The organism is Cytobacillus sp. ABV4_503 (assembly GCF_056158445.1).
The window spans coordinates 3039477-3058615 of sequence record NZ_JBSWTH010000001.1; the positions used below are offsets into that span (position 1 = coordinate 3039477).

A 19139-nucleotide genomic window follows, 5' to 3' on the forward strand; every position below is an offset into this window, starting at 1 on the left:
CATTTTATCTCCAACGCAAACCAAAAGCAATAAAAATAACTCTGCAATTCATTTTTCTTCAATATTATAAGAATGATGGAGAAAAATGTGCATTAAAAATAGCAAAAAACCTCCGCCATTTACCACAGCGAAGGATCAATCCCAGACACGCTTTAATTTGAAAAATTCCTGAAAGTACCCCCATACCGATATGGGCGACATAATCATCTGATAGAAAAGGATAAATGTAAAAAACCCTATTACATTTTTTCTAACCTTCAGATTCAGATTATTAAAAACATAATGCTTTTGATACATATATAAAATACCGTAACTTAAAATGGTAAGCGGCAAGACAAACAATGTCATCGGGCCAACTATCCAGAAATAACCGAAGAATGCCAGAATCAATCCAGGGATCCAGAAGAAAGTATACACCATGTCCAGATATGGCATAACCAGATTAACGCCTGTTAAGTATTTTGTGTAAATTTGGGGCTGATTCCATGGTTTAATTTCATTCAAGCCCTCAATCATTCCCCTTGCCCACCTGGACCTTTGCTTTGCAAAGTGTGCTAGATTGGAAGGAACATCCGTAAATGCTGCAGCCAGCGGCTCAAAATACACTTTCCATTCCTTCTGAAGAAGTCTCCATGTCAATACAATATCTTCGCCAATTGCATCGGGCCAGCCATTTACCTGGCGGACAGAATCTGTTTTGTACAAACTGAATGCCCCCTGAGCAACCAGCGTTCCCTGATATAACCCCTGCAGCCTTTTTATTGAGGCAATACCCAGGTAATAGTCCCACTCCTGTATTTTAGTCAATATGTTTTCTCGGCTATTGCGCACAAGCATGGAGCCCGCTACGGCACACACTTCTTCAGGACTGCTTTCCATGCGTGCTACTAAAAAGCGGACAGCTGAAGGATGAAGCAGGGTATCGGCATCAAGCGTGATAACATACTCTGTTGTCACATGCTGCAGCCCTTTGTTTAATGCATGGAATTTTCCCGGCTTGGATTCCTTCAAAACTTTGATTTCAAGGTTAAGCTCTTTTGAAGCCCTTACTAATTCGCAATAGGTATTGTCTGAAGAACGATTGTCTATAACAATAGCTTTAATTTTGCCTTTATAATCCTGGCTTGCCACATAGCTTAACGTTTGAAAGATTGTATTCTCTTCATTAAAGGCAGCTACCAGCAAAGTCACTTCCTTATCGGGATCCGGATTTTTAAAGGAAGGCTGCCTGTCCAAAAGCAGGCTCATCACCAGAAAAGCATTCATATAGCCAGGCACATAGGCAATGCCTCCAATAATAAGAATACTGATCGGGAGCGTGACAATTTCCGATAAGTCCTTCAGCCAGGGCAGCGATAGATATATAGAAAAAGTCAGCCACACTGCTGAAACGAGGTGGCTGAGTACAAACTTTTTATTAATGGAGACATATAATTTTTTACTTCCGCGCCTTGCCACCGGCTTGATGGGTGTTAGACTTGGCTGCATAAGCTCACCTTCAAAATAATATAGTTAATTAAAAAATATATTATTCTGAAGGTGATGTAACCTGGTAAATAATACTACAATCCCCCTCCGGGTGGATTTGCACTAAGTCTTTCTTCCGCATAGGTTCGAGATAAGCTGGACTTCCTATTACTCCGGGTAGGTCTCCCTTAAAAAATCAATTGATTGAATAATTAATTCCTTTAGAACTTCTACATCGATATCTGAAATCTTATTTATGTAAACGCAAGCTTTTCCGGTTGTATGTTTTCCAAACCTTTCAAGCATTTCAGCTCTTTTTTTATCCCCGGGTGCAAAGTATAGGCTTATTTTTGCCTTTCTCGGCGAAAAGCCAACAAGTGGTGCATCCCCTTCATGACCAGTTGCATATTTATAATGATACGAGCCAAAACCTATGATGCTTGGTCCCCACATTTTTGCCTGATAACCGGTCGTTTCTGTAAAGATATCCAGAAGCTTATATGCATCCTCCCTCTTTTTAGGGCTCTCAACTTTTTCTATAAATTCAATTACACTGTTATCGTTCTCTTTTGTTTTTACTTCGTACATAATAGTCAGCTCCTTATTTGGATTTGATTTGTACTTCTCTAAAAACAGGTAATTTCCTTCTGAAAGCATACCTCAACAGCAATAAAGAGCAACCATATGATTGCTCCTCACCCATATTTTTATTTTAGAAAGGTTCCTTCCATATATTCCTTATAAGCGGTTCGTATTTCTTCTACCGTGTTCATAACAAACGGTCCACGTGCAACAACCTGTTCTTTGACTGGCTCGCCTGCATAAAGTAAAAAGCGCATAGGCTCTTCGGCTTTAACAGAAATTTCGCTTTCAGCGTTCCCGCCATCTCCCAATTCAAGGACTTGGCCTTTTGCTGCATGAGCTTTATTTTCTCCAAAAACACCGCTTCCTTCTAAAATATAGATGAAGCCCTTGTAACTGCCAGGCAGGTCAATCGAGGCTGCCGCGCCTTTTTTCATCCTTGCTTCAACCATCGTTACAGGCACATGATTTAGGGCAGGAGATACAACCCCTTTCGAGGATCCGGAGAAGACTTTAAAAACAGCACCCTCTTCCTCTCTGACTGGAACTTCACTGCCTTTAAGATTTTGATATCGTGGCGCTGTCATTTTCTTTTCGCTGGGAAGATTGATCCACAGCTGCAGAGAATGGGCAGTTATTCCTTCTGATGGCACTTCGTTATGAACGACACCGCTGCCCGCTGTCATCCATTGAACATCTCCAGGACCTAACACGCCTCCCTCACCGGAATGACTATCGAAATGCTCAATAGCCCCTTCAATGACATACGTTACAGTTTCTATACCGCGATGGGGATGAACGTCAAACGCGCCCTTTTGAAATTTATCCTCCATCATCAGAAGGAATGGGTCAAACCTATCCCAATTCCCTGGTTCTATCACAGGGCCTGCTGTATGAATAGGGCTATGCTCCTGCAGTTTTACTTTTCTGACTGAAGCGATTTCCCGCTTAGTTATCTCCTCATTTCCCATACGCCATTTCTCCCCTTTACATGTAGAGGGAGCAATTGGAAAACAATTGCTCCCTCTATGATTACTGATTCCCCTTTTTAATCCATCCGGCAACTGTGACAGTTCTTTTCGCCTGATGCTTAACAGCTTCTTTCACATCTTCAATCATTTTTCCATCCTGGTCAACCGTTACGCTTGTTCCATATGGATTGCCCCCTGCTCCGAAGAGAACGGGATCTGTATAACCAGGAGCAGCCACAATCGCACCCCAATGGTACATCGTGGTATAAAGCGAAAGAATAGTTGCTTCCTGGCCGCCATGCGGATTTTGGGCTGAAGTCATTGCACTTACAGCCTTATTCGCAAGCTTTCCTTTCGCCCAAAGTCCTCCCGTTGTATCAAGAAACTGCTTCATTTGGGAAGGCATATTTCCAAAACGGGTCGGCACGCTGAAGATAATGGCATCTGCCCATTCAAGATCATCCGGCTTAATTTCAGGCACATCCTTTGTCGCCTCGACAGTTGCTTTCCATACAGGATTACCTTCAATTGCTGATTGCGGCGCCAGCTCTGGAACCTTAAAAACTTTAACTTCCGCACCAGCTTCTTTGCCGCCTTCCTCCGCCCATTTAGACAATTGATAGTTTGTTCCGCCCATGCTGTAAAAAATGACTGCCAATTTTACATTTTCCATATTAATCGTCTCCTTTTTAGCTGAATTTCCAAATAACCTTGATAGGATACCCATGTCAGCACCGCCTATTCACTCATTATCTTCCCTTTTATTTCATTAGATTAACTATTTTTATATTTTTTTATACCAGCGGGCTGCAGCCTGAACCTCACCCATGGTTAATTGGTGTCCAAAACTTTCCCAGTGAAGTTCGACTTTCGCTCCTGCACCTTCCAATAAAGACTGTAAATCAGTGGATTCTTCTGCTGGACAAATCGGGTCATTGGTTCCTGCTGCGATAAATACTGATGTGCCGCTAAGGTCAGGCAATTCAGCACCACGCCTTGGAACCATTGGATGATGCAGAATCGCTGCTCTTAAGGCGTTTTCATGATGGAATAATAAGCTTCCTGCAATATTAGCTCCATTTGAATAGCCAATTGCCACAATATTTTCACGCTCAAAGTCGTATTTCTGTGCGGCTTCATCTAAAAAGCCGTTTAATTCTTTAGTGCGAAAAATCAGATCTTCTTCATCAAAAATACCTTCTGCCAGCCTGCGGAAAAATCTCGGCATACCGTTTTCCAGCACATTTCCGCGCACACTTAAAACAGAGGCCTCCGGATCAATATGCCCTGCAAGCGGAAGCAGGTCAGTTTCTGTACCTCCTGTTCCGTGAAGCAGCAATAATACAGGTTTAGAAGGATCTTTTCCTTGTTGAAAAATATGTTTCATAGTATCTTCCCCCTTCGTTTTAATCCGGTTCCCTAACTACAATAGGAATTAATTTCCGCTCGATGGCGATTTCTCATATCCTATTTAATGTAACCTAAAATTAGCCATTACAACTCATTTTAATCCAAGTATTTTCCTTTCAAGATATGAAATCGCAATTTAAATCTCTGTTCGTCTTTTCACTTTTTCAAGTAATTTTATTAAATGATCCAGCTCAGACGAATCCAATTCTTCAAAATAAGAGTTCACCCACTGCTGGTGTTTCGGCATAATCTCTTCCAGTAACTTATTCCCTTTATCAGTTAAACCAATATGAATCGCCCGGCGGTCATTCGGACATGCGATTCGTTTGGCATATCCCTTTTCCACAAGCTTATCAATTACATAGGTCATTGAGCCGCTCGTAATTAATATCCTCTTTCCAATTTCGTGTATCGTTTGCATATCTTTATGGTATAGAGCTTCCAGCACTGAAAACTCGGTCATGCTAAGGCTATAATTGGTGATACTGTCCTTTATGCATTCATGAATGGATTTGGATGTCTGCATGAGAATCAGGAATGCCGGGTTAGGGCACAACCTTTTCATATTATCACCTGCCTCAATACCTCGAATTGATTTATCTTGATTTCGAGATAATTATAAAATACATTTATGATTATGTCAATATTCCGGATTGACAGACTCTTTCTTTATTACACAGTGAAAACAAGAAAAGCTCAGAGTATGCTGAATTCATTTGTTTTAACGGATTTTAAACACTGAACATTTTATTCATTCAGCATATTGACTTCATCTTTAACATAAAGGTATATATGATTTATAATATTAGAATTTTCCGATAAATTTAGGGGTGAGGGAATGTATAATGCATACTGCCGAATAGTTCAAAAAACTTTCAAGCTGGCATCGCCATTTCTGCCATGGCGGGAACCGGAATTATTAGAAGGTTCCAATAGCCTGGACAAACTTCCTGATGTGATTAGGAAGAAAGACATCAGCAGAATTCTGATTGTAACTGACAGCGGCATCAGTGCTCTTGGCCTAATGGATGGTTTGCTGTTAAATTTACAGAAAAAGAATATTGAATTTTATATATATGATAAAACCATTCCAAATCCTACAATTACTAATATAGAAGAAGCACTGGAGGTATATAAAAAGAATGATTGCCAGGGGATAATTGCTTTTGGCGGGGGTTCTCCGATGGATTGCGCCAAAGGAGTTGGTGCAAGAGCTGTGAGGCCGGAGAAAAGCATATCACAATTGAAAGGTCAATTTAAGGTTAGAAAAAAGCTCCCTCCAATCTTTGCAGTCCCAACCACAGCAGGAACTGGAAGTGAAGCCACTGTTGCAGCGGTCATTACCGACAGCCAATCACATGAAAAATATGCGATCATTGATTTGAACTTAATCCCGCATTATGCTGTTCTTGACCCCTTGATTACATTAAAAATGCCTCCTTCTATAACAGCAGCAACCGGTATGGATGCACTAACCCATGCCGTCGAAGCCTACATTGGCAGAAGCAATACAGCAGAGACTAAAAAATTCAGCATTGATGCAGTCAGGCTAATTTATGATAATCTTTATGAAGCATACCAGAATGGTGAAAACCTGACGGCAAGAGCCAACATGCAGAAAGCTGCTTATCTCGCAGGACTGGCTTTCACCAGGGCCTATGTTGGCAATGTTCATGCTATTGCCCATACGCTCGGAGGCTTTTATTCGGTCCCTCACGGTTTGGCAAATGCCGTCATCCTTCCATATGTACTGGAGCATTATGGTGAGGCAGTATGGGATCCTTTAGCTGAGCTGGCAGTGGCCGCACGTATTGGCAATGCGTCAGATTCGGCTGAAGAAAATGCCAAAAATTTTATTCTTAGCATAAAATCCCTAAACAGCAGAATGGGGATTCCGTCAAAAGTCAGCGGAATTCAAGACAGTGACATTCCAATCATGGCTGAACGTGCCTTAAAGGAAGCCAATCCCCTTTATCCTGTTCCGAAAATCTTCAGCAGAGATGAAATGTTAAGGCTGTACCAGCTGATAAAAGATTAAAAAGGGATATATTTGTACGTTACTTCGTCTAAACATCATTTTGTAGGGCCGTGCGATTCATGGTTGATTAATAAGAACGAATGGCTCTCCTTAAATTTAGATAGTGCCCTTCATGATGAATCTGCTTGAGTGAATGGCGCTTATAAATGAGAATAGTGCCTTTCGGATTGAATAATCAAGAACGAGTGGTGCTTACCGACTTGAATCATGCCAATGGTTCAAACAAATAAAAAGCGGATTGCACATGACTGCATTCCGCCTAACTAAAACCGTTTCTTTATAAAATTCATGAACACAAGCATGGAAGTTGATATCAGTAATATAATTGAAACCCACATCCAAGCCAGTTCCATATCTCCTGAATCCATAGCAACGTAGATCGCGGTAGGAAGTGTTTGTGTCTTTCCGGGTATATTGCCTGCAAACATTAAGGTGGCACCAAATTCTCCTATTGCCCTTGCAAAGCTTAGTATTGCTCCTGTCATGATGGCTTTAGAAGCCAGCGGCATCGTTACATACAGAAAAACCTTTAAATCTGATGCACCATCGACTCTTGAGGCGTCTTCAATCTCATTGTCAATGGATTCGAAACCTGCCCTGGCTGATTGATACATTAGAGGAAAGGCTACAACCGTCGCTGCAATAACAGCAGCCCACCACGTGAAAATGACTGGCCCGTTAAACAGCCATTCAAACCCTCTGCCGACAAAGGATTGCTTTCCGAAAACCACAATCAGCAGAAATCCTACAACAGATGGCGGAAGGACCAATGGCAAAAGCAGCAAAGTATCTATAATTGCCTGGCCTCTAAATGTCCGATTTGCCATCAGTTTTGCAGCAAAAACCCCTATCACTAAAACAGCGAGAAGCGAAATAGAGGCAATTTCCAGTGAGAGTTTAACCGGTGACCAAAAGTATTCGGATTGAATCATTTCAGCAGGCAGGAAAAACCGTATTGCTCCATTTTAGACATACCTTGTTCAAATTGCATAAATCCGTAGAAAAGCTGTGCCGCTTCCCGGTTTTTACTCTCATTTAAAACTCCCAGCGGTCCCATCGGATAGAAAATAACCATATAAACTCCTTTGTAAATAGAAATACATCTGTTAAATATAATATACCTTATCATTATAAATGAAAAATTAAGAGCAGCCTTCTATTAACTTGAAGTTTTTGTGTCATAAGTCAGGTTTAGATTTTTATAGTAAATCACTGTTGCCTCCAGATCGCCTTTTTCAGACTGTGCGAAGCCTGGTATGATGCCTGCTTTAACATATCCTGCTGATTGATAAAGGATATTGGAAACATCACCTTCTCTTGTATCAAGCACAAGCAGGCTTCGGCCCTCCTGTTTCGCTTTATCTTCTGCCGCTTTTAATAGCATGCGTCCCAGACCCTTTCTGCGGATGGAGGGATCAGTCATTAATTTTGCAATCTCCGCACGATGGCTTCCATTTTCTTTCTGGCATAAATGGAGCTGGATTGTTCCGGCAGCTTTCCCATCCATTACAGCTATAAATAAAACCACATCATCGCTTTTTAACAAATTCCCCCAGTACTCCTCTGCCTCAACATGATCAAGCGGGGGCAGAAACCCTATTGACGCCCCATCATTTACCACCTCAATTAATAGTTTGGACAGCTCATTTTTATGTCCTTCAATGGATTTTACCTCGAAAATATCCATTCCCGTTCACCCGTTTCTTTGTTTTATCAGACAATTCCGCTTATAGCGAATCCAATACATTAACATTCCATATAAGTAAAAAGTTCTCCTCCCTGCCTCAAAACAAAACTCCAATAAAAAAGCTCTGCCAAAAAATTCAGGCAAAGCTTTCATTATCCACTTATCGAAACCAGCCCTTTTTCTTAAACCACCAAAACATGCCTAAGGCAATAATAAACATTAAAAACAGCGTTTCAAAGTATCCATATTTCCATGTTAATTCCGGCATGTTTTCAAAATTCATACCGTAAATGCCCGCTATGAAGGTTAATGGCATGAATATGGTAGTTATAACCGTAAGGACTCTCATCACCCTGTTTGTCTGATGGGAGTTGATTGATAAATAACTGTCACGGATATCGGTCGTCAATTCCCTGTTTCCATCAATCATTTCAGTCAATTTCAATAAGTGGTCATGAATATCTGCAAAGTATTCGTATCTTTCCTTTACGCCTTTAAGCCTATGGGAATTAATTACACGGTATATTAAATCCCGCATCGGAATGACTGTATACCTTATCTGCAATAAATGATGACGGATATCAAATAATTTCTCCAATAATTCTTCCATTGTTTCATCATTTGGATTATCTTCAATGAGACTCAAACGATCTTCAAGCTGATAAACGATGGGAAAGTAATTATCCACTATTTTATCAATGATATGATACATGACCAGATAGGGGTCCCATTTGTTGATTTTCTTACTCAGGCTTAGCCTTTCCCAAACATCATTCATTTCTTTGGAAAGTTCATGGTGGTACGATACAATGTAATTTGAACCGATGAAAAAGTTGATTTCCTGCTTATCTTCGTTAATATGATTTAAGCTATGTGTGACAAAAAAGCTATAGTCTTCATAATAATCCATTTTGGGGCGCTGGAGTTTGACAACACAATCCTCTATTGCCAGGGGATGAAAGTGAAAGGTCTTGTCTAGTTCAGCTGTTTCCTCCTCGGTTGGCTGATCAAAATCAACCCAAAACCACTTATAGCCTTCCCACTCTGCTTTCAGCCTCTCAAGTGTTATATTTTTCTCCAGTTCATTTTTCTTATTAACAGCTTGTATTCTAATCATGATTGTCACCTGGTCTTTCCAATCTGTAAACGTATTTTTTCCACTTTTGATAATGATATCCTAATAAGGACTCTTCCAATGGTATATTTATTATTTACCTCTTTAACTTGCTCTGTTAAACAGGAAAATGCTTTGCTACATTTACTATTACCATGCGATCATTTCATCTTTTTTTTATATTTAATGAAGAGTCTTCACAAATCCAGTACTCATTGCCTGATAGCCTAAACTTAAGTAAAAATGATGAGCGGCTTCGCGCTCAGTCCTGTTTCCGCTATTTAGGACGATTCCGGCAGCCCCCAATTGTTCTGCAAAATTTTCCACAGCCATCATCAACTGCTTGCCTGCGCCAATCCCTCTGTAATTTTTATCAGTTACTAAAGAAATAACCCTGATATGAATGCCGTCAGTATTGTATAAAAGACCGGTGTGGAATCCAACCATGCCAATAACCTTATCTTTTAGACATGCCACTAATGTACAGTAATCAGGATGTGAGCCGATGTTTTTAAGCCTTGTTTCCATTTGCTCCTGCGATACAGGATAACCCAAGTCCTCCATTAAACGGGCAAGGCGTGGAATATCCTTGATAGCGGCTTTCCTGGTATGTATTTTATGCTCCATTTTTCACCTTCCTGCCTTCATGCGGTTTTATTCCCTTATCCAAATTGCTTTTGTATATCCAATTTTCAAACCTGCTTTTTCCATATTATTCTGGCTTGCCGAACCAAACCTCGCCTGACCTGTCACCAGTTCAGCATTATTTGTTATCGCTTGGTATATTCGGGCTTGAATAAGCGCGCTGTGGACTCCCATGTTTCTAAAAGAAGGCAAAACAGCTGCAGCCGCAAGATTTGCTATCCCTTCCTCCATAAAAATGACACCTATTCCAGCTGGTTGGTTATCTGCAAAAGCGAGGTAAAAGACCCAGTTCTTATTGCCATAAAGCACCTCATTATTTTCAGCTATCCCCTGGCTGAGGAATCCAGGCATGCCAAATCCCTTTGTATAAACCTCGCCGAAAAGATCAAAATCAGTTCTTTGCATCCTGCGTATATCAATACCAGCATGAATGGGAAGGTCCTTAAGATCTGAAGGCTCCGCAAACAAAGTGGTATGGAAAGCACATTGATAAAATCCTTTTTGATGAAGCATCTTCAGTAAATCTGATGATCCGTTTGACGGTGTGATCTCCAATCGAATGGGAATCCCTTTTCCCTGGTAGAAATCAACTATTTGATCCAGAACTTCGGCATCGGCTTCCTTAAACCCCTTTACGAGATTGAAGGTTGGACCCGGAATATTCCTGGCAAAAAAAACGGTTGTCTGGCCAATTCTTTTAATCTCCACACCCATTGGGTTTCCATCCCGATTTTGAATAGCTGTCAACCTGGAGTGCAGCACACTGGTCTCTGCCTGATCCAGCCTGTCAGCTAAGTCACTTTTCATCACTAGATTCATAATTTGCACCTCATTTATTAAACGTCAAGCCTTCCAAAAGAATGCAATATTTTATATCGCTTAACTGCAAGTATTCCTTTCCAATAATTGCGTGCGATTTGGAATTCATTATCAAATTGTCCCCAGCTCCAGGAAATATCCCATGTTCCTTCATTTGAGATCTGCTCAATATAGGAATCAAGATTATCATCAATTAAGTTTCCAAATTTCATAGAAAGAGAATCTTCAGGATGCTCAGCAAAATCCAATGGAGTGGCTGTATAGCCTAATCCCCAATCTCCTTTGTTCTTCCCGGCAGCTTTGTATGCAAGAGTATTCACTTTTTCAGTCGTATGCTTGAGAGAGTAATTAATTCGGGAATCAAATTCAGGTTCCTGCTTAGACATTAACTTTATCAACTGCTGAAAGTTATTGAGTTCATGTCTATCCATCTCATCAGCTTCCATTAAATATGCAACTGCATTCTTTACGGTTTCCCATCCTATTTCAGCAGCACTGCTTCCAGGCAGTGACCAATGCAATAAGAACCCGGCAAGCTCTGCACTTGGATTATAAGACCAAGTTTCCTGAACACCCTCGGTCCAATGCCACCAAGGAGCATGGGGGTAGTCGTTGTTTGAAGGCATCACTGATGGCCAAATTTTCTTCTCATGCATATAGCTGTGTTCCAAATAATTCACTAGTTTTTGTACAACATTTAACCCGGGTTTTGCTCCAATTTCCATCAAAATTTGTCCGGCCGTCCAGGAAGCCATCGGTGACGAGTAAGGTGACCAGAAATCAGGTTCAATGCCATGGCCGAATCCTCCATCTTCATTCTGAAAAGCTTCAATACATTTTATTACCCCTTCATCATTACGATCCTCAAAATGGTATGACCATAAAGCAGATTCAAGAGGCCTTGCATTCCTTTTTATCCATCTGCCTGTATTCTCAAATCTTTCTTTTGTTATCTTCATAAATAATTTCCTTTCTTAATTAGGAGCGTTTGATTACTTATTAGTTTTCTAGCTGGAATTTCAATTTCCTTTTTTAAACAATAAAAAAGGAAAAGAGTCAAAGCTCTTTTCCTAATCAATCCACTTTACAATATCATCGAATGGTCTGCGTGTTTTCGGCCTTGGGTCTTTCACCCTGTACCCAAATGCACACATTACTGACAGACCGAAGCTTCCTTCTTCAAGCAAACCTTCCTCGCCAAGCAGCTTATTCATTTTTTCAATGTCAAAGCCTTCAATAGGGCAGGAATCTATGCCAATTTGCGCAGCAGCGGTCATCATATTCCCAAGTGCGATGTAGCTTTGCTTGCAGGCCCAATCAAAAAGAGGGCGGTCTCCTTCCAGAAGATCAAAATCAGACTTCTGGAATTCCTCAATCCGCTGTAAATATTTTTCCATCATTTCTTCCGGCATACCCAGGGTATTTCTAAAGTGATCCTGCAAATACTGGGAATCATATTTAGTATCTTTTTTCGTTCTTGCCAGAACTAAAACAAAGTGGCTTGCTTCAGGCAGTTTACCGAATGCTCCCCAGGAGGCATTCTTAATTTTCTCACGGAGCTCCTGGTTCTGAACAACCACAAAACGCCACGGTTCAAAACCAAATGAACTTGGTGACAGACGGCCTGTCTCCAATATAAATTGAAAATCTTCTACGGGGATTTCTTTATTTGGGTCAAACTCCTTTGTCGCATGCCTGAATTGATAGGCATTCAGAATGTCTTCCTTTAAAGTTTCCTTTTCACGCAAACCCAAACACTCCTTTTCTGACTGTTCTAATTTTAACGTAACACATTACAGCATAACATTCATGAAATCAGCTTTTAGTCTGCCCTTTTCACCATCGTTCCTAGTCATTTGGGGACTGTCTTTGTAAATCCATAGACAGTCTGATCATGTCCCGGCAATGAATTCCATTTTCATGGATATCTTCTTTGTAATGCCGCACAAAAAAATCTCTATCGACCCCAGTGATTCTAAAACCGCATTTTTGGTAAAGAGCCAGCTGTACAATACTGGAATTCCCCGTACCAATTTCAAGGGTCTTATTTCCACCTTGAAAAGCATGCTCAATTGCATGCTGAAGAAGCTTTCTGCCGATGCCCTCTCCCTGGTATTTTTCACTAACGGCAATATTAACAATCTCACAGGTTCCTGGCCTTGTAGCAAGAAGGATATAAACGCCGACTGCTGCTCCGTTAAGTTCTGCAATATATGTTTTCCCTCGATTTAGATAATCCTCAATAAATTCAATTGAAGGATCTGCCAATAATAGCAGATTCATAGGAGGGGGCTCTGAATGGCCAATACTTCGAATCTTCATTACGTCCTCCTTTTTATGTCAAGCTGGCAAAATAATCTTCGAAAATACTTTCTGTTTGTTTTTTTGGATCAAAAACGGAATGTCCTCTTAAATCACGTCTTTGTATTCCCCTCTTCCTTGAGAAAGTTTTTCTCCTATCCACCTGAACATTCTTCCATTTGAAAGGTTCCCATGAATGCATATTACTGGAAGGCTGTCATTCTAGAATGCAGGTATCCATTCCAGATAATGAAGGGTAAAGCCTTCCTCTCTCTCTATAAAATGATGATCCATAGCAGTCATCTCCCCAGTGTATTTTTAATTGCTTTTATTATTTGATTTTCCTTTTCATGCTTATCGATATATTCAAAATATCCAATTCTATTTCCCCATGGATCCGAAAATGTAGCCCACTTAACAGGGACTTCTTTCCTTGTATGGATATCAAATGGTGTTATTTTTAATTCTGTAATTAGTCTTTCACGTTCCTGTTCAAGATCCGGCACGCCCAGCCTAATTGGACCGCTTCCTATACTGGGGGTACCCTCAGCTATCTGAAGCCAGCACCCTGTAATGAGTTCCCACTCTGCAAATCCTTCATGCGGAATGCAATCAGGCTTTTTATTAAACAGAGTTTCATACCACCACAGACCCTTTTTCATATCCAGAACCCGGAATTGAACCGTCATTTCATAGATCATTTCAGCCCCTCCAATCTCATGCCAAATTATGTAATTCGTTAAAATCATCACATTTCCTTTATTTTATTGTTTTTGAATGAAAGTAAAGGGAATTAAGAGTATTGGATAATAGAAAGGGAGTTGATTAAACATGCCAATTAATGCTTTGGTGTTAAACTGTACGCTAAAAAAGAGCAGTGAACCCTCCAATACCGGTGCACTTATAGATGAGGTTATTAAATTTTTTGATGAAACGGAAGTGGAAACAGAGGTTATTACAGCTGCAGACTTTAAGATTGGTTACGGCATTACTTCTGAAGCTGTGGATCAGGAGGATGAATGGCCGGATATTTTTAAGAAGGTGGAAGAGGCAGATATCCTTATCCTTGGTTCTCCCATATGGCTTGGCGAGCAGAGCAGCATCACCACTCAAGTTATCGAAAGATTATATGGGGGAAGCAGTCTGACCAATGAAAAAGGCCAGTATATTTATTACAACAAGGTTGGCGGCGTTGTGGTGACTGGCAATGAAGATGGGGCCAAACAAGTTTCCCGTTCTGTGCTATATTCACTCTCCCATATGGGATTCACCATACCGCCAAACGTTGACACCTATTGGGTTGGAGAGGCTGGTCCCGGCCCATCCTTCATTGAAGCTAAGGGCTATGAAAATGACTTTACAAGACAGCATGCCAAAATAATGGCCTACAATTTAATCCATTTTGCCAGAATGTTAAAAGCTCATCCTATACCTGCGGAAGGAAATATCGTCAAAGGCCAGTAACATTAATAAGAAGTAAAAAACCAGCATTGGCCCTAAATGCTGGTTTTTACTCTTTATTTTTTAGGAGAAATCTCCATTCCCAATTGATCTAATGCGTAGTTGATACCCTGCTGCAGAATAGAAAAACATGGAATTTGTGTTTGCTTATTACCGCTCTCGATTATTTGGAGGCTGAGATCCGGTGAAATCCCGACGAATATGCAGCTGCTGCCCAAAAGGGAAGCAGCCCTGACAAATTTCTTAAGGAAATCCAGAGTATATTGATCTACACCCTTTAATGCAGTTAAGTCCAGTATTAAATACTCAGCTTTATATCTGGGAAGATTCAGTAATGTTCTGTTCAGCAATTCCTCTGCCCGCAGCTCTTCATATCTTCCAACCAAAGGGATGACCAAAATGGAGTCGATCACAGGTATAATAGGAGAAGAAATCTCTTTAATGATTTCAGATAATACTCTGGTCTGCTCAGTAATTTCCTTTTCCAGCTCTTTCTGGGCGCTTTGAGTCCGCGCCTTTATCATTGAACTGATATTCTGGGAAGGTGTAATTTCGGATATAAAAAATTCATATTCGGAATACGGATCCCCCTGGACCTGGCTATGTCTCACCTTATACCACATATTTGTTTCAAACAGGCCGCTTAACACCCCTGCCCAATGTCCAGGCAAAAAAGCACCTTCTGTTTTTTTCTTTTGAGCCATATTAATCTTATATTCCCAGCCGCTGTTTACACGTACAATGGCTTTCTTTTCTTCAAGACAGAAGGAAACAATGTCTGTTTTTCCCCATCCGGCAGTTAGATAAATATTGGGCAGATGATTGATAATGTCTTCTTTTTCTTTATTCGATTCCAAATAAAATTTGCTGACAATTTTCCCTGTACGGTATCCAGCTGTTTCCATCACAAGCTCGGCCGACTTTTCACCAGAGATTTCTTCAATGGAGTCCAGCAGTGTCTTGAAAGCTGTGTTAACCCAAAATACCACTACTTCGTCATTCTCAAATCTAAAAGTTGCATCATCCAAATCCCAATCGAATAAAGATCCATTTACATTTATTTCATACTTGGAAGAGTTAGTCTCCATCGAATGCCCCCTCATTTAAAACATTCATTACTGTCTAGTCATCTATTTAAAGAACATTATTATTCTACCCTCCAGATTATTTCGGAGTCAAAAATGTATATGCTGCCGTTAAATTCTTATTAAATATGAAAAAAGGCCATGAAAAATAGCTGCTGAAATTTGCCGCCTGCGAGCCCAAAATCCATTCAACCTTCCGCATCTCATCATGCAAAGTTTTTATTCACCTCCAAAAAAGGATAGGCAAGCAAGTCTTCCCCGCTTATACCTACCCTTCTTCTTCCCACTTAATCGTAAATGTACTGCCTTTTGCCGAACTTTCTTTTAAAAATAAATTTGCGTTCAGAGCATTAGCCAGCAGTTTGCTGAAAGGAAGCCCCAAGCCAAGCCCTCTAACTTTCAGCTTCTTCTGTTCCCCCCTGTAAAAACGCTCAAAAATATAAGGCTGCTCCTCTGCGGCTATTCCTGATCCGTTATCATGAACCTCAATAAATCTTTCAGTTAAAATAACAGTAATGCTGCCATCTTCATCAATGGCATGATAAGCATTATTCAATAAATTAATCATAACCTGCTGAAGACGGTACGGGTCTGTTGATCTGCAAATGGTTTCAGCGGGCACTTTCACACTATAGTGAAAATGGCCTTTCTGTGATAAAGCCCATTGCCTCACAATATCATTCAAGAGCTTATTCATATCACAGATTTCAGGCCTGATTGAAAAGGCACCAGCCGATAATGAATTAAAATCGAGTAAATCCTCAATCATTTTCTGCAAACGGCTTACTTCTTTTAAGGAAATATCAAGAAATTCCTCTTTTTCTTCACCGCTTACAACATCGTCACGCACTGCCTGAATTAGGCCGCTTATAGATGTGACAGGTGTTTTCAAATCGTGTGTGACCCCAGCCAGCAATTCTGCCCTTAGTTTTTCTAGGTGCATTAGCCGCTCTGTCATTTCTTTAAACGATATGATTAAATTATGAATCTCTTCCTCATTGGCCCTGGCTTTCAGGTCGATTTTATAGTCTCCTTCGCTGACTTTCGAGGCAGCCTGAGCTACTTCCTGAATAGGCCGCGAAATTTTCCTCGAAAGAAAATAAATGACGCTCCATCCAAGCAATCCCAATCCTGTGAGCATGATAAATAACAGGGAATATTCCTGATTTACGTTCGTCAAATCATCTGCGCTTTGGACCACCACGACCCATCCAACCTGGTTATTGTCGAATGATATTACCGACTTGACCGCATACACGGCCTGCCCATCCTGTGTATCCAGTTTTTGGACATTCTTCTGGTTCTCAAGCAAATCTGCAGGCAAAGTACCGAGATTAGGACCAGCCTGGTTATTCCTCTGCATACGTCCAGTTTTCTTATATAAAATTTGTCCATTTAAATCACTTATAAAAACCTGGGGATCAAATTTAAATTCCAGGAGCTTCGCTCTTTCCTCAAGCATTCTGTTAAAAAAAGGATCGAATTCAATGCCGCCGTCCTGCTGTACGACACGCCCCGCTGTTTCATCAGCAACATACTGCAGCAAATTCAGCCGGTTTTCAAGGGTTGTCTGCCTGATCCACCACATAGATCCCGCTGCCAGTATGATAAGTCCGATGACAAGTGTAAAAAGATAGCGGGTTGTCCAATAGCGGAGCAGTGTTGTTCTTTTGTTACTTTTCATAAACATGGAATTGGTACCCCATTCCTCTGAGCGTCCTTATTTCACCTTCTGTTTCCGGCCAGTCCGTTAATGCCTGCCGTATCCTTTTTACGGCCAAATCGACAGCACGGTCGCTTCCGTCATAATCCATTCCCCAGACATGTTCAATCAACTGATCCCTGGTGAAAGTTCTGTTTGGCCTTTCAGCCAAAAACAGCAGCAAAGATAAATCCCGCGGAGTCAAACTTACTTCCTTGCCATTCAGGAAAATGGTATGCGCATCAAAATTTATCGTTAAGCTTCCATATTGCTTTATTTGATCATCCGTGTACATATTTGCTGATCGCCGTAAAACGGCATTCACACGTGCAACAACCTCATCCCCAATAAATGGCTTTGAAATATAATCATCTGCACCTGTATTCAAACCCTTCAACTTGTAATCGATATCCCCCAGCGCTGTAAGCATGATGACAGGACATGCGCTTTTTTCACGTATTTTTTCGAGTACACCCCAGCCATCCATGCCAGGCATCATAATATCCAGGATCACAAGCTGAGGTGAGTGATTGAAAAATTGCTCAAGGGCATTGGTGCCGTCATATGCTGTTAGAACTTCAAATCCTTCCCGCTGCAAATAGGCGCTTAAAACCTTGGAAATAGCTAATTCATCTTCTGCTACAAGGATTTTTTTCATTTTTACCTTCCTCCAATAAATTAACTATACAGAAAAATCCCCGAATTTGTACACGGGGATTTTTAAAACTTATTACAAAGAGCCTGAATCTGTACTTGTATCAGTAAGATCTTCTTTAGATACCCGCTGTTTCATGCTGCCATCTTTGCCATGCCCATAACTGCCTCTCATTTCCTTTTTGCCAAATCCTTTGATCCCCATAAATGTTTCTCCAAGAACGTCCTGTAATTTAGCACTGTCTTTTTCTTCTATTTCCTCTATTAGGTCTGCTGTTGATTTGTCATTGGTGGGAATACCCAAGTCCTTAGCGAGGTCTGCCACTTTTTTCTCCCTAACCTCTTTGGCGATTTGCTGAATGAATTTCCCATCTATAGATATGCCCAGTTCCTTCGCTTCTTTCTTGACCTTCACGGAAAAGACCTCTTGTGCAGCTTCCCTGATATCTTTGCCTTCTATGGAGATTCCCAGCTTTTCAGCCTCTTTTTTTACTGATGCTGTAAATATCTCTTCAGATAAGGTCTGCAAATCTTTTCCATCAGCAGAAATTCCAAACTCCTTTGCCTGCTTTTTTAAGGAAGCAGTCTGTATATCCTTCTTTAGAGTCTCCAAATCTTTGTCTTCAGTCGATACTCCCAGTTCTTTTGCCTTCTCTTTCAGCTTTGCTGTACCGATTTCTTCATGGAGAGCTTCTGCATTTTTTCCTTCTGTCTTGATGCCCAATTCTGCTGCTTCCTTTTTCAGCTTAGTAAGCAATACTTCTTCCTTAAGGTCTTCAGTGTCTTTCCCCTCTGTTTTAATCCCAAGCTCCTTCGCTTCTTTCAGAATTTCTGCTTCCCTGATTTCCCCAATTAATGTTTCAGCATCTTTTCCTTCTGTTTTAATATCGAGCTCTTCAGCCCTTTGAAGGATAGATTCAGAGTCATTAGTACCCCCCCTGCCTTGATGGCCAGGCCCCTTGCTTTTAAATTTCCAGCTTAACCCGCCTTTTTCTGCAGAAGTATCTGTATCTGCGGCAAAAGATGTTGTTGCATACCCCCCTGCCAGTAATAAACCGGCAAGGCTAAAACCAATGATTGTTTTTTTCATTACTATACCTCCTGATCATTTTCAAGGCCAAGCATTCTTAACCTCGACTTTACTATATCGGTGCAATATGTCAGGAAGATGTCAAAAAAATTTACTAATAAAAAACTGCACCT

Annotated in this window: 22 protein-coding genes; 2 read left to right on the forward strand and 20 right to left on the reverse strand. The window is 40.7% G+C overall.

Going from position 1 to position 19139, the window contains the following annotated elements:
- Nucleotides 1-135 precede the first annotated feature (135 nt).
- The 6 genes from ACXAD1_RS15170 to ACXAD1_RS15195 all read right to left on the reverse strand — a co-directional run bounded on the left by ACXAD1_RS15170 (nucleotide 136) and on the right by ACXAD1_RS15195 (nucleotide 4995).
- Entirely contained in the window at nucleotides 136-1488 is a 1353-nt protein-coding gene (locus tag ACXAD1_RS15170; RefSeq protein WP_206843625.1) for a glycosyltransferase family 2 protein, read from the reverse strand.
- Between the two features lie 147 nt (nucleotides 1489-1635).
- Nucleotides 1636-2055: a DUF1801 domain-containing protein gene (locus tag ACXAD1_RS15175; protein WP_474910507.1), complete on the reverse strand. Its 420-nt coding sequence runs from the start codon at nucleotides 2053-2055 to the stop codon at nucleotides 1636-1638.
- Nucleotides 2056-2174: 119 nt separating this feature from the next.
- Nucleotides 2175-3020, reverse strand: a complete 846-nt coding sequence (locus tag ACXAD1_RS15180; RefSeq protein WP_474910508.1) for a pirin family protein — start codon at nucleotides 3018-3020, stop codon at nucleotides 2175-2177.
- A 61-nt stretch (nucleotides 3021-3081) separates the two neighbouring features.
- Nucleotides 3082-3693, reverse strand: coding sequence for an NAD(P)H:quinone oxidoreductase (gene wrbA / locus ACXAD1_RS15185; RefSeq protein ID WP_113881368.1), 612 nt, complete (start codon nucleotides 3691-3693; stop codon nucleotides 3082-3084).
- A gap of 111 nt (nucleotides 3694-3804) precedes the next feature.
- Entirely contained in the window at nucleotides 3805-4407 is a 603-nt protein-coding gene (locus ACXAD1_RS15190) for an alpha/beta hydrolase (protein WP_474910509.1), read from the reverse strand.
- 159 nt (nucleotides 4408-4566) lie between these two features.
- Nucleotides 4567-4995, reverse strand: a complete 429-nt coding sequence (locus ACXAD1_RS15195) for a MarR family winged helix-turn-helix transcriptional regulator (RefSeq protein ID WP_206843591.1) — start codon at nucleotides 4993-4995, stop codon at nucleotides 4567-4569.
- A 273-nt stretch (nucleotides 4996-5268) separates the two neighbouring features.
- Here ACXAD1_RS15195 and ACXAD1_RS15200 point away from each other — a divergent pair, with 273 nt between their 5' ends.
- Nucleotides 5269-6468, forward strand: coding sequence for an iron-containing alcohol dehydrogenase (locus ACXAD1_RS15200; RefSeq protein ID WP_206843590.1), 1200 nt, complete (start codon nucleotides 5269-5271; stop codon nucleotides 6466-6468).
- Between the two features lie 263 nt (nucleotides 6469-6731).
- On the opposite strand, the gene modB is transcribed toward ACXAD1_RS15200, so the two are convergent.
- The 10 genes from modB to ACXAD1_RS15250 form a co-directional block, all read right to left on the reverse strand.
- Nucleotides 6732-7400 (reverse strand): molybdate ABC transporter permease subunit, encoded by a 669-nt coding sequence (gene modB / locus ACXAD1_RS15205; RefSeq protein ID WP_206843588.1) that lies wholly within the window; start codon nucleotides 7398-7400, stop codon nucleotides 6732-6734.
- Nucleotides 7397-7543: a hypothetical protein gene (locus ACXAD1_RS15210; RefSeq protein WP_370222432.1), complete on the reverse strand. Its 147-nt coding sequence runs from the start codon at nucleotides 7541-7543 to the stop codon at nucleotides 7397-7399. The genes modB and ACXAD1_RS15210 overlap by 4 nt, the downstream gene beginning before the upstream one ends.
- 84 nt (nucleotides 7544-7627) lie before the next feature.
- A complete protein-coding gene (locus ACXAD1_RS15215) occupies nucleotides 7628-8155 on the reverse strand; it encodes a GNAT family N-acetyltransferase (protein WP_206843575.1) in 528 nt (175 codons plus the stop codon).
- A 160-nt stretch (nucleotides 8156-8315) separates the two neighbouring features.
- Nucleotides 8316-9272, reverse strand: a complete 957-nt coding sequence (corA, locus tag ACXAD1_RS15220) for a magnesium/cobalt transporter CorA (protein WP_206843572.1) — start codon at nucleotides 9270-9272, stop codon at nucleotides 8316-8318.
- Between the two features lie 180 nt (nucleotides 9273-9452).
- Nucleotides 9453-9896, reverse strand: coding sequence for a GNAT family N-acetyltransferase (locus ACXAD1_RS15225; RefSeq protein WP_370222428.1), 444 nt, complete (start codon nucleotides 9894-9896; stop codon nucleotides 9453-9455).
- A gap of 27 nt (nucleotides 9897-9923) precedes the next feature.
- The gene (locus ACXAD1_RS15230) at nucleotides 9924-10733 is read right to left on the reverse strand and encodes a GNAT family N-acetyltransferase (protein ID WP_474910510.1); all 810 of its coding nucleotides are present in this window, start codon (nucleotides 10731-10733) and stop codon (nucleotides 9924-9926) included.
- Between the two features lie 17 nt (nucleotides 10734-10750).
- Entirely contained in the window at nucleotides 10751-11692 is a 942-nt protein-coding gene (locus ACXAD1_RS15235) for a hypothetical protein (RefSeq protein ID WP_474910511.1), read from the reverse strand.
- Between the two features lie 111 nt (nucleotides 11693-11803).
- Nucleotides 11804-12481, reverse strand: coding sequence for an NAD(P)H-dependent oxidoreductase (locus ACXAD1_RS15240; RefSeq protein ID WP_370221637.1), 678 nt, complete (start codon nucleotides 12479-12481; stop codon nucleotides 11804-11806).
- 100 nt (nucleotides 12482-12581) lie between these two features.
- Nucleotides 12582-13055 carry a GNAT family N-acetyltransferase gene (locus ACXAD1_RS15245; protein WP_206843539.1) on the reverse strand — a complete coding sequence of 158 codons (474 nt, stop codon included), beginning with the start codon at nucleotides 13053-13055 and terminating at the stop codon, nucleotides 12582-12584.
- 278 nt (nucleotides 13056-13333) lie between these two features.
- The gene (locus tag ACXAD1_RS15250; RefSeq protein WP_206843537.1) at nucleotides 13334-13735 is read right to left on the reverse strand and encodes a VOC family protein; all 402 of its coding nucleotides are present in this window, start codon (nucleotides 13733-13735) and stop codon (nucleotides 13334-13336) included.
- A gap of 130 nt (nucleotides 13736-13865) precedes the next feature.
- Here ACXAD1_RS15250 and ACXAD1_RS15255 point away from each other — a divergent pair, with 130 nt between their 5' ends.
- The gene (locus ACXAD1_RS15255; protein WP_211202651.1) at nucleotides 13866-14498 is read left to right on the forward strand and encodes a flavodoxin family protein; all 633 of its coding nucleotides are present in this window, start codon (nucleotides 13866-13868) and stop codon (nucleotides 14496-14498) included.
- A 53-nt stretch (nucleotides 14499-14551) separates the two neighbouring features.
- Here ACXAD1_RS15255 and ACXAD1_RS15260 read toward each other — a convergent pair whose 3' ends face one another.
- The 4 genes from ACXAD1_RS15260 to ACXAD1_RS15275 all read right to left on the reverse strand — a co-directional run bounded on the left by ACXAD1_RS15260 (nucleotide 14552) and on the right by ACXAD1_RS15275 (nucleotide 19026).
- Nucleotides 14552-15583 carry an STAS domain-containing protein gene (locus ACXAD1_RS15260; protein ID WP_474910512.1) on the reverse strand — a complete coding sequence of 344 codons (1032 nt, stop codon included), beginning with the start codon at nucleotides 15581-15583 and terminating at the stop codon, nucleotides 14552-14554.
- A gap of 265 nt (nucleotides 15584-15848) precedes the next feature.
- Complete coding sequence (locus ACXAD1_RS15265; protein ID WP_370221640.1) at nucleotides 15849-17270, reverse strand: sensor histidine kinase; 1422 nt, start codon at nucleotides 17268-17270, stop codon at nucleotides 15849-15851.
- On the reverse strand, nucleotides 17254-17940 hold the full coding sequence (locus ACXAD1_RS15270) for a response regulator transcription factor (RefSeq protein ID WP_206843528.1): 687 nt from the start codon (nucleotides 17938-17940) through the stop codon (nucleotides 17254-17256). Before ACXAD1_RS15270 ends, ACXAD1_RS15265 begins: the two co-directional genes overlap by 17 nt.
- A 72-nt stretch (nucleotides 17941-18012) precedes the next feature.
- Nucleotides 18013-19026 (reverse strand): hypothetical protein, encoded by a 1014-nt coding sequence (locus ACXAD1_RS15275; RefSeq protein ID WP_474910513.1) that lies wholly within the window; start codon nucleotides 19024-19026, stop codon nucleotides 18013-18015.
- Between the last annotated feature and the right edge of the window lie 113 nt (nucleotides 19027-19139).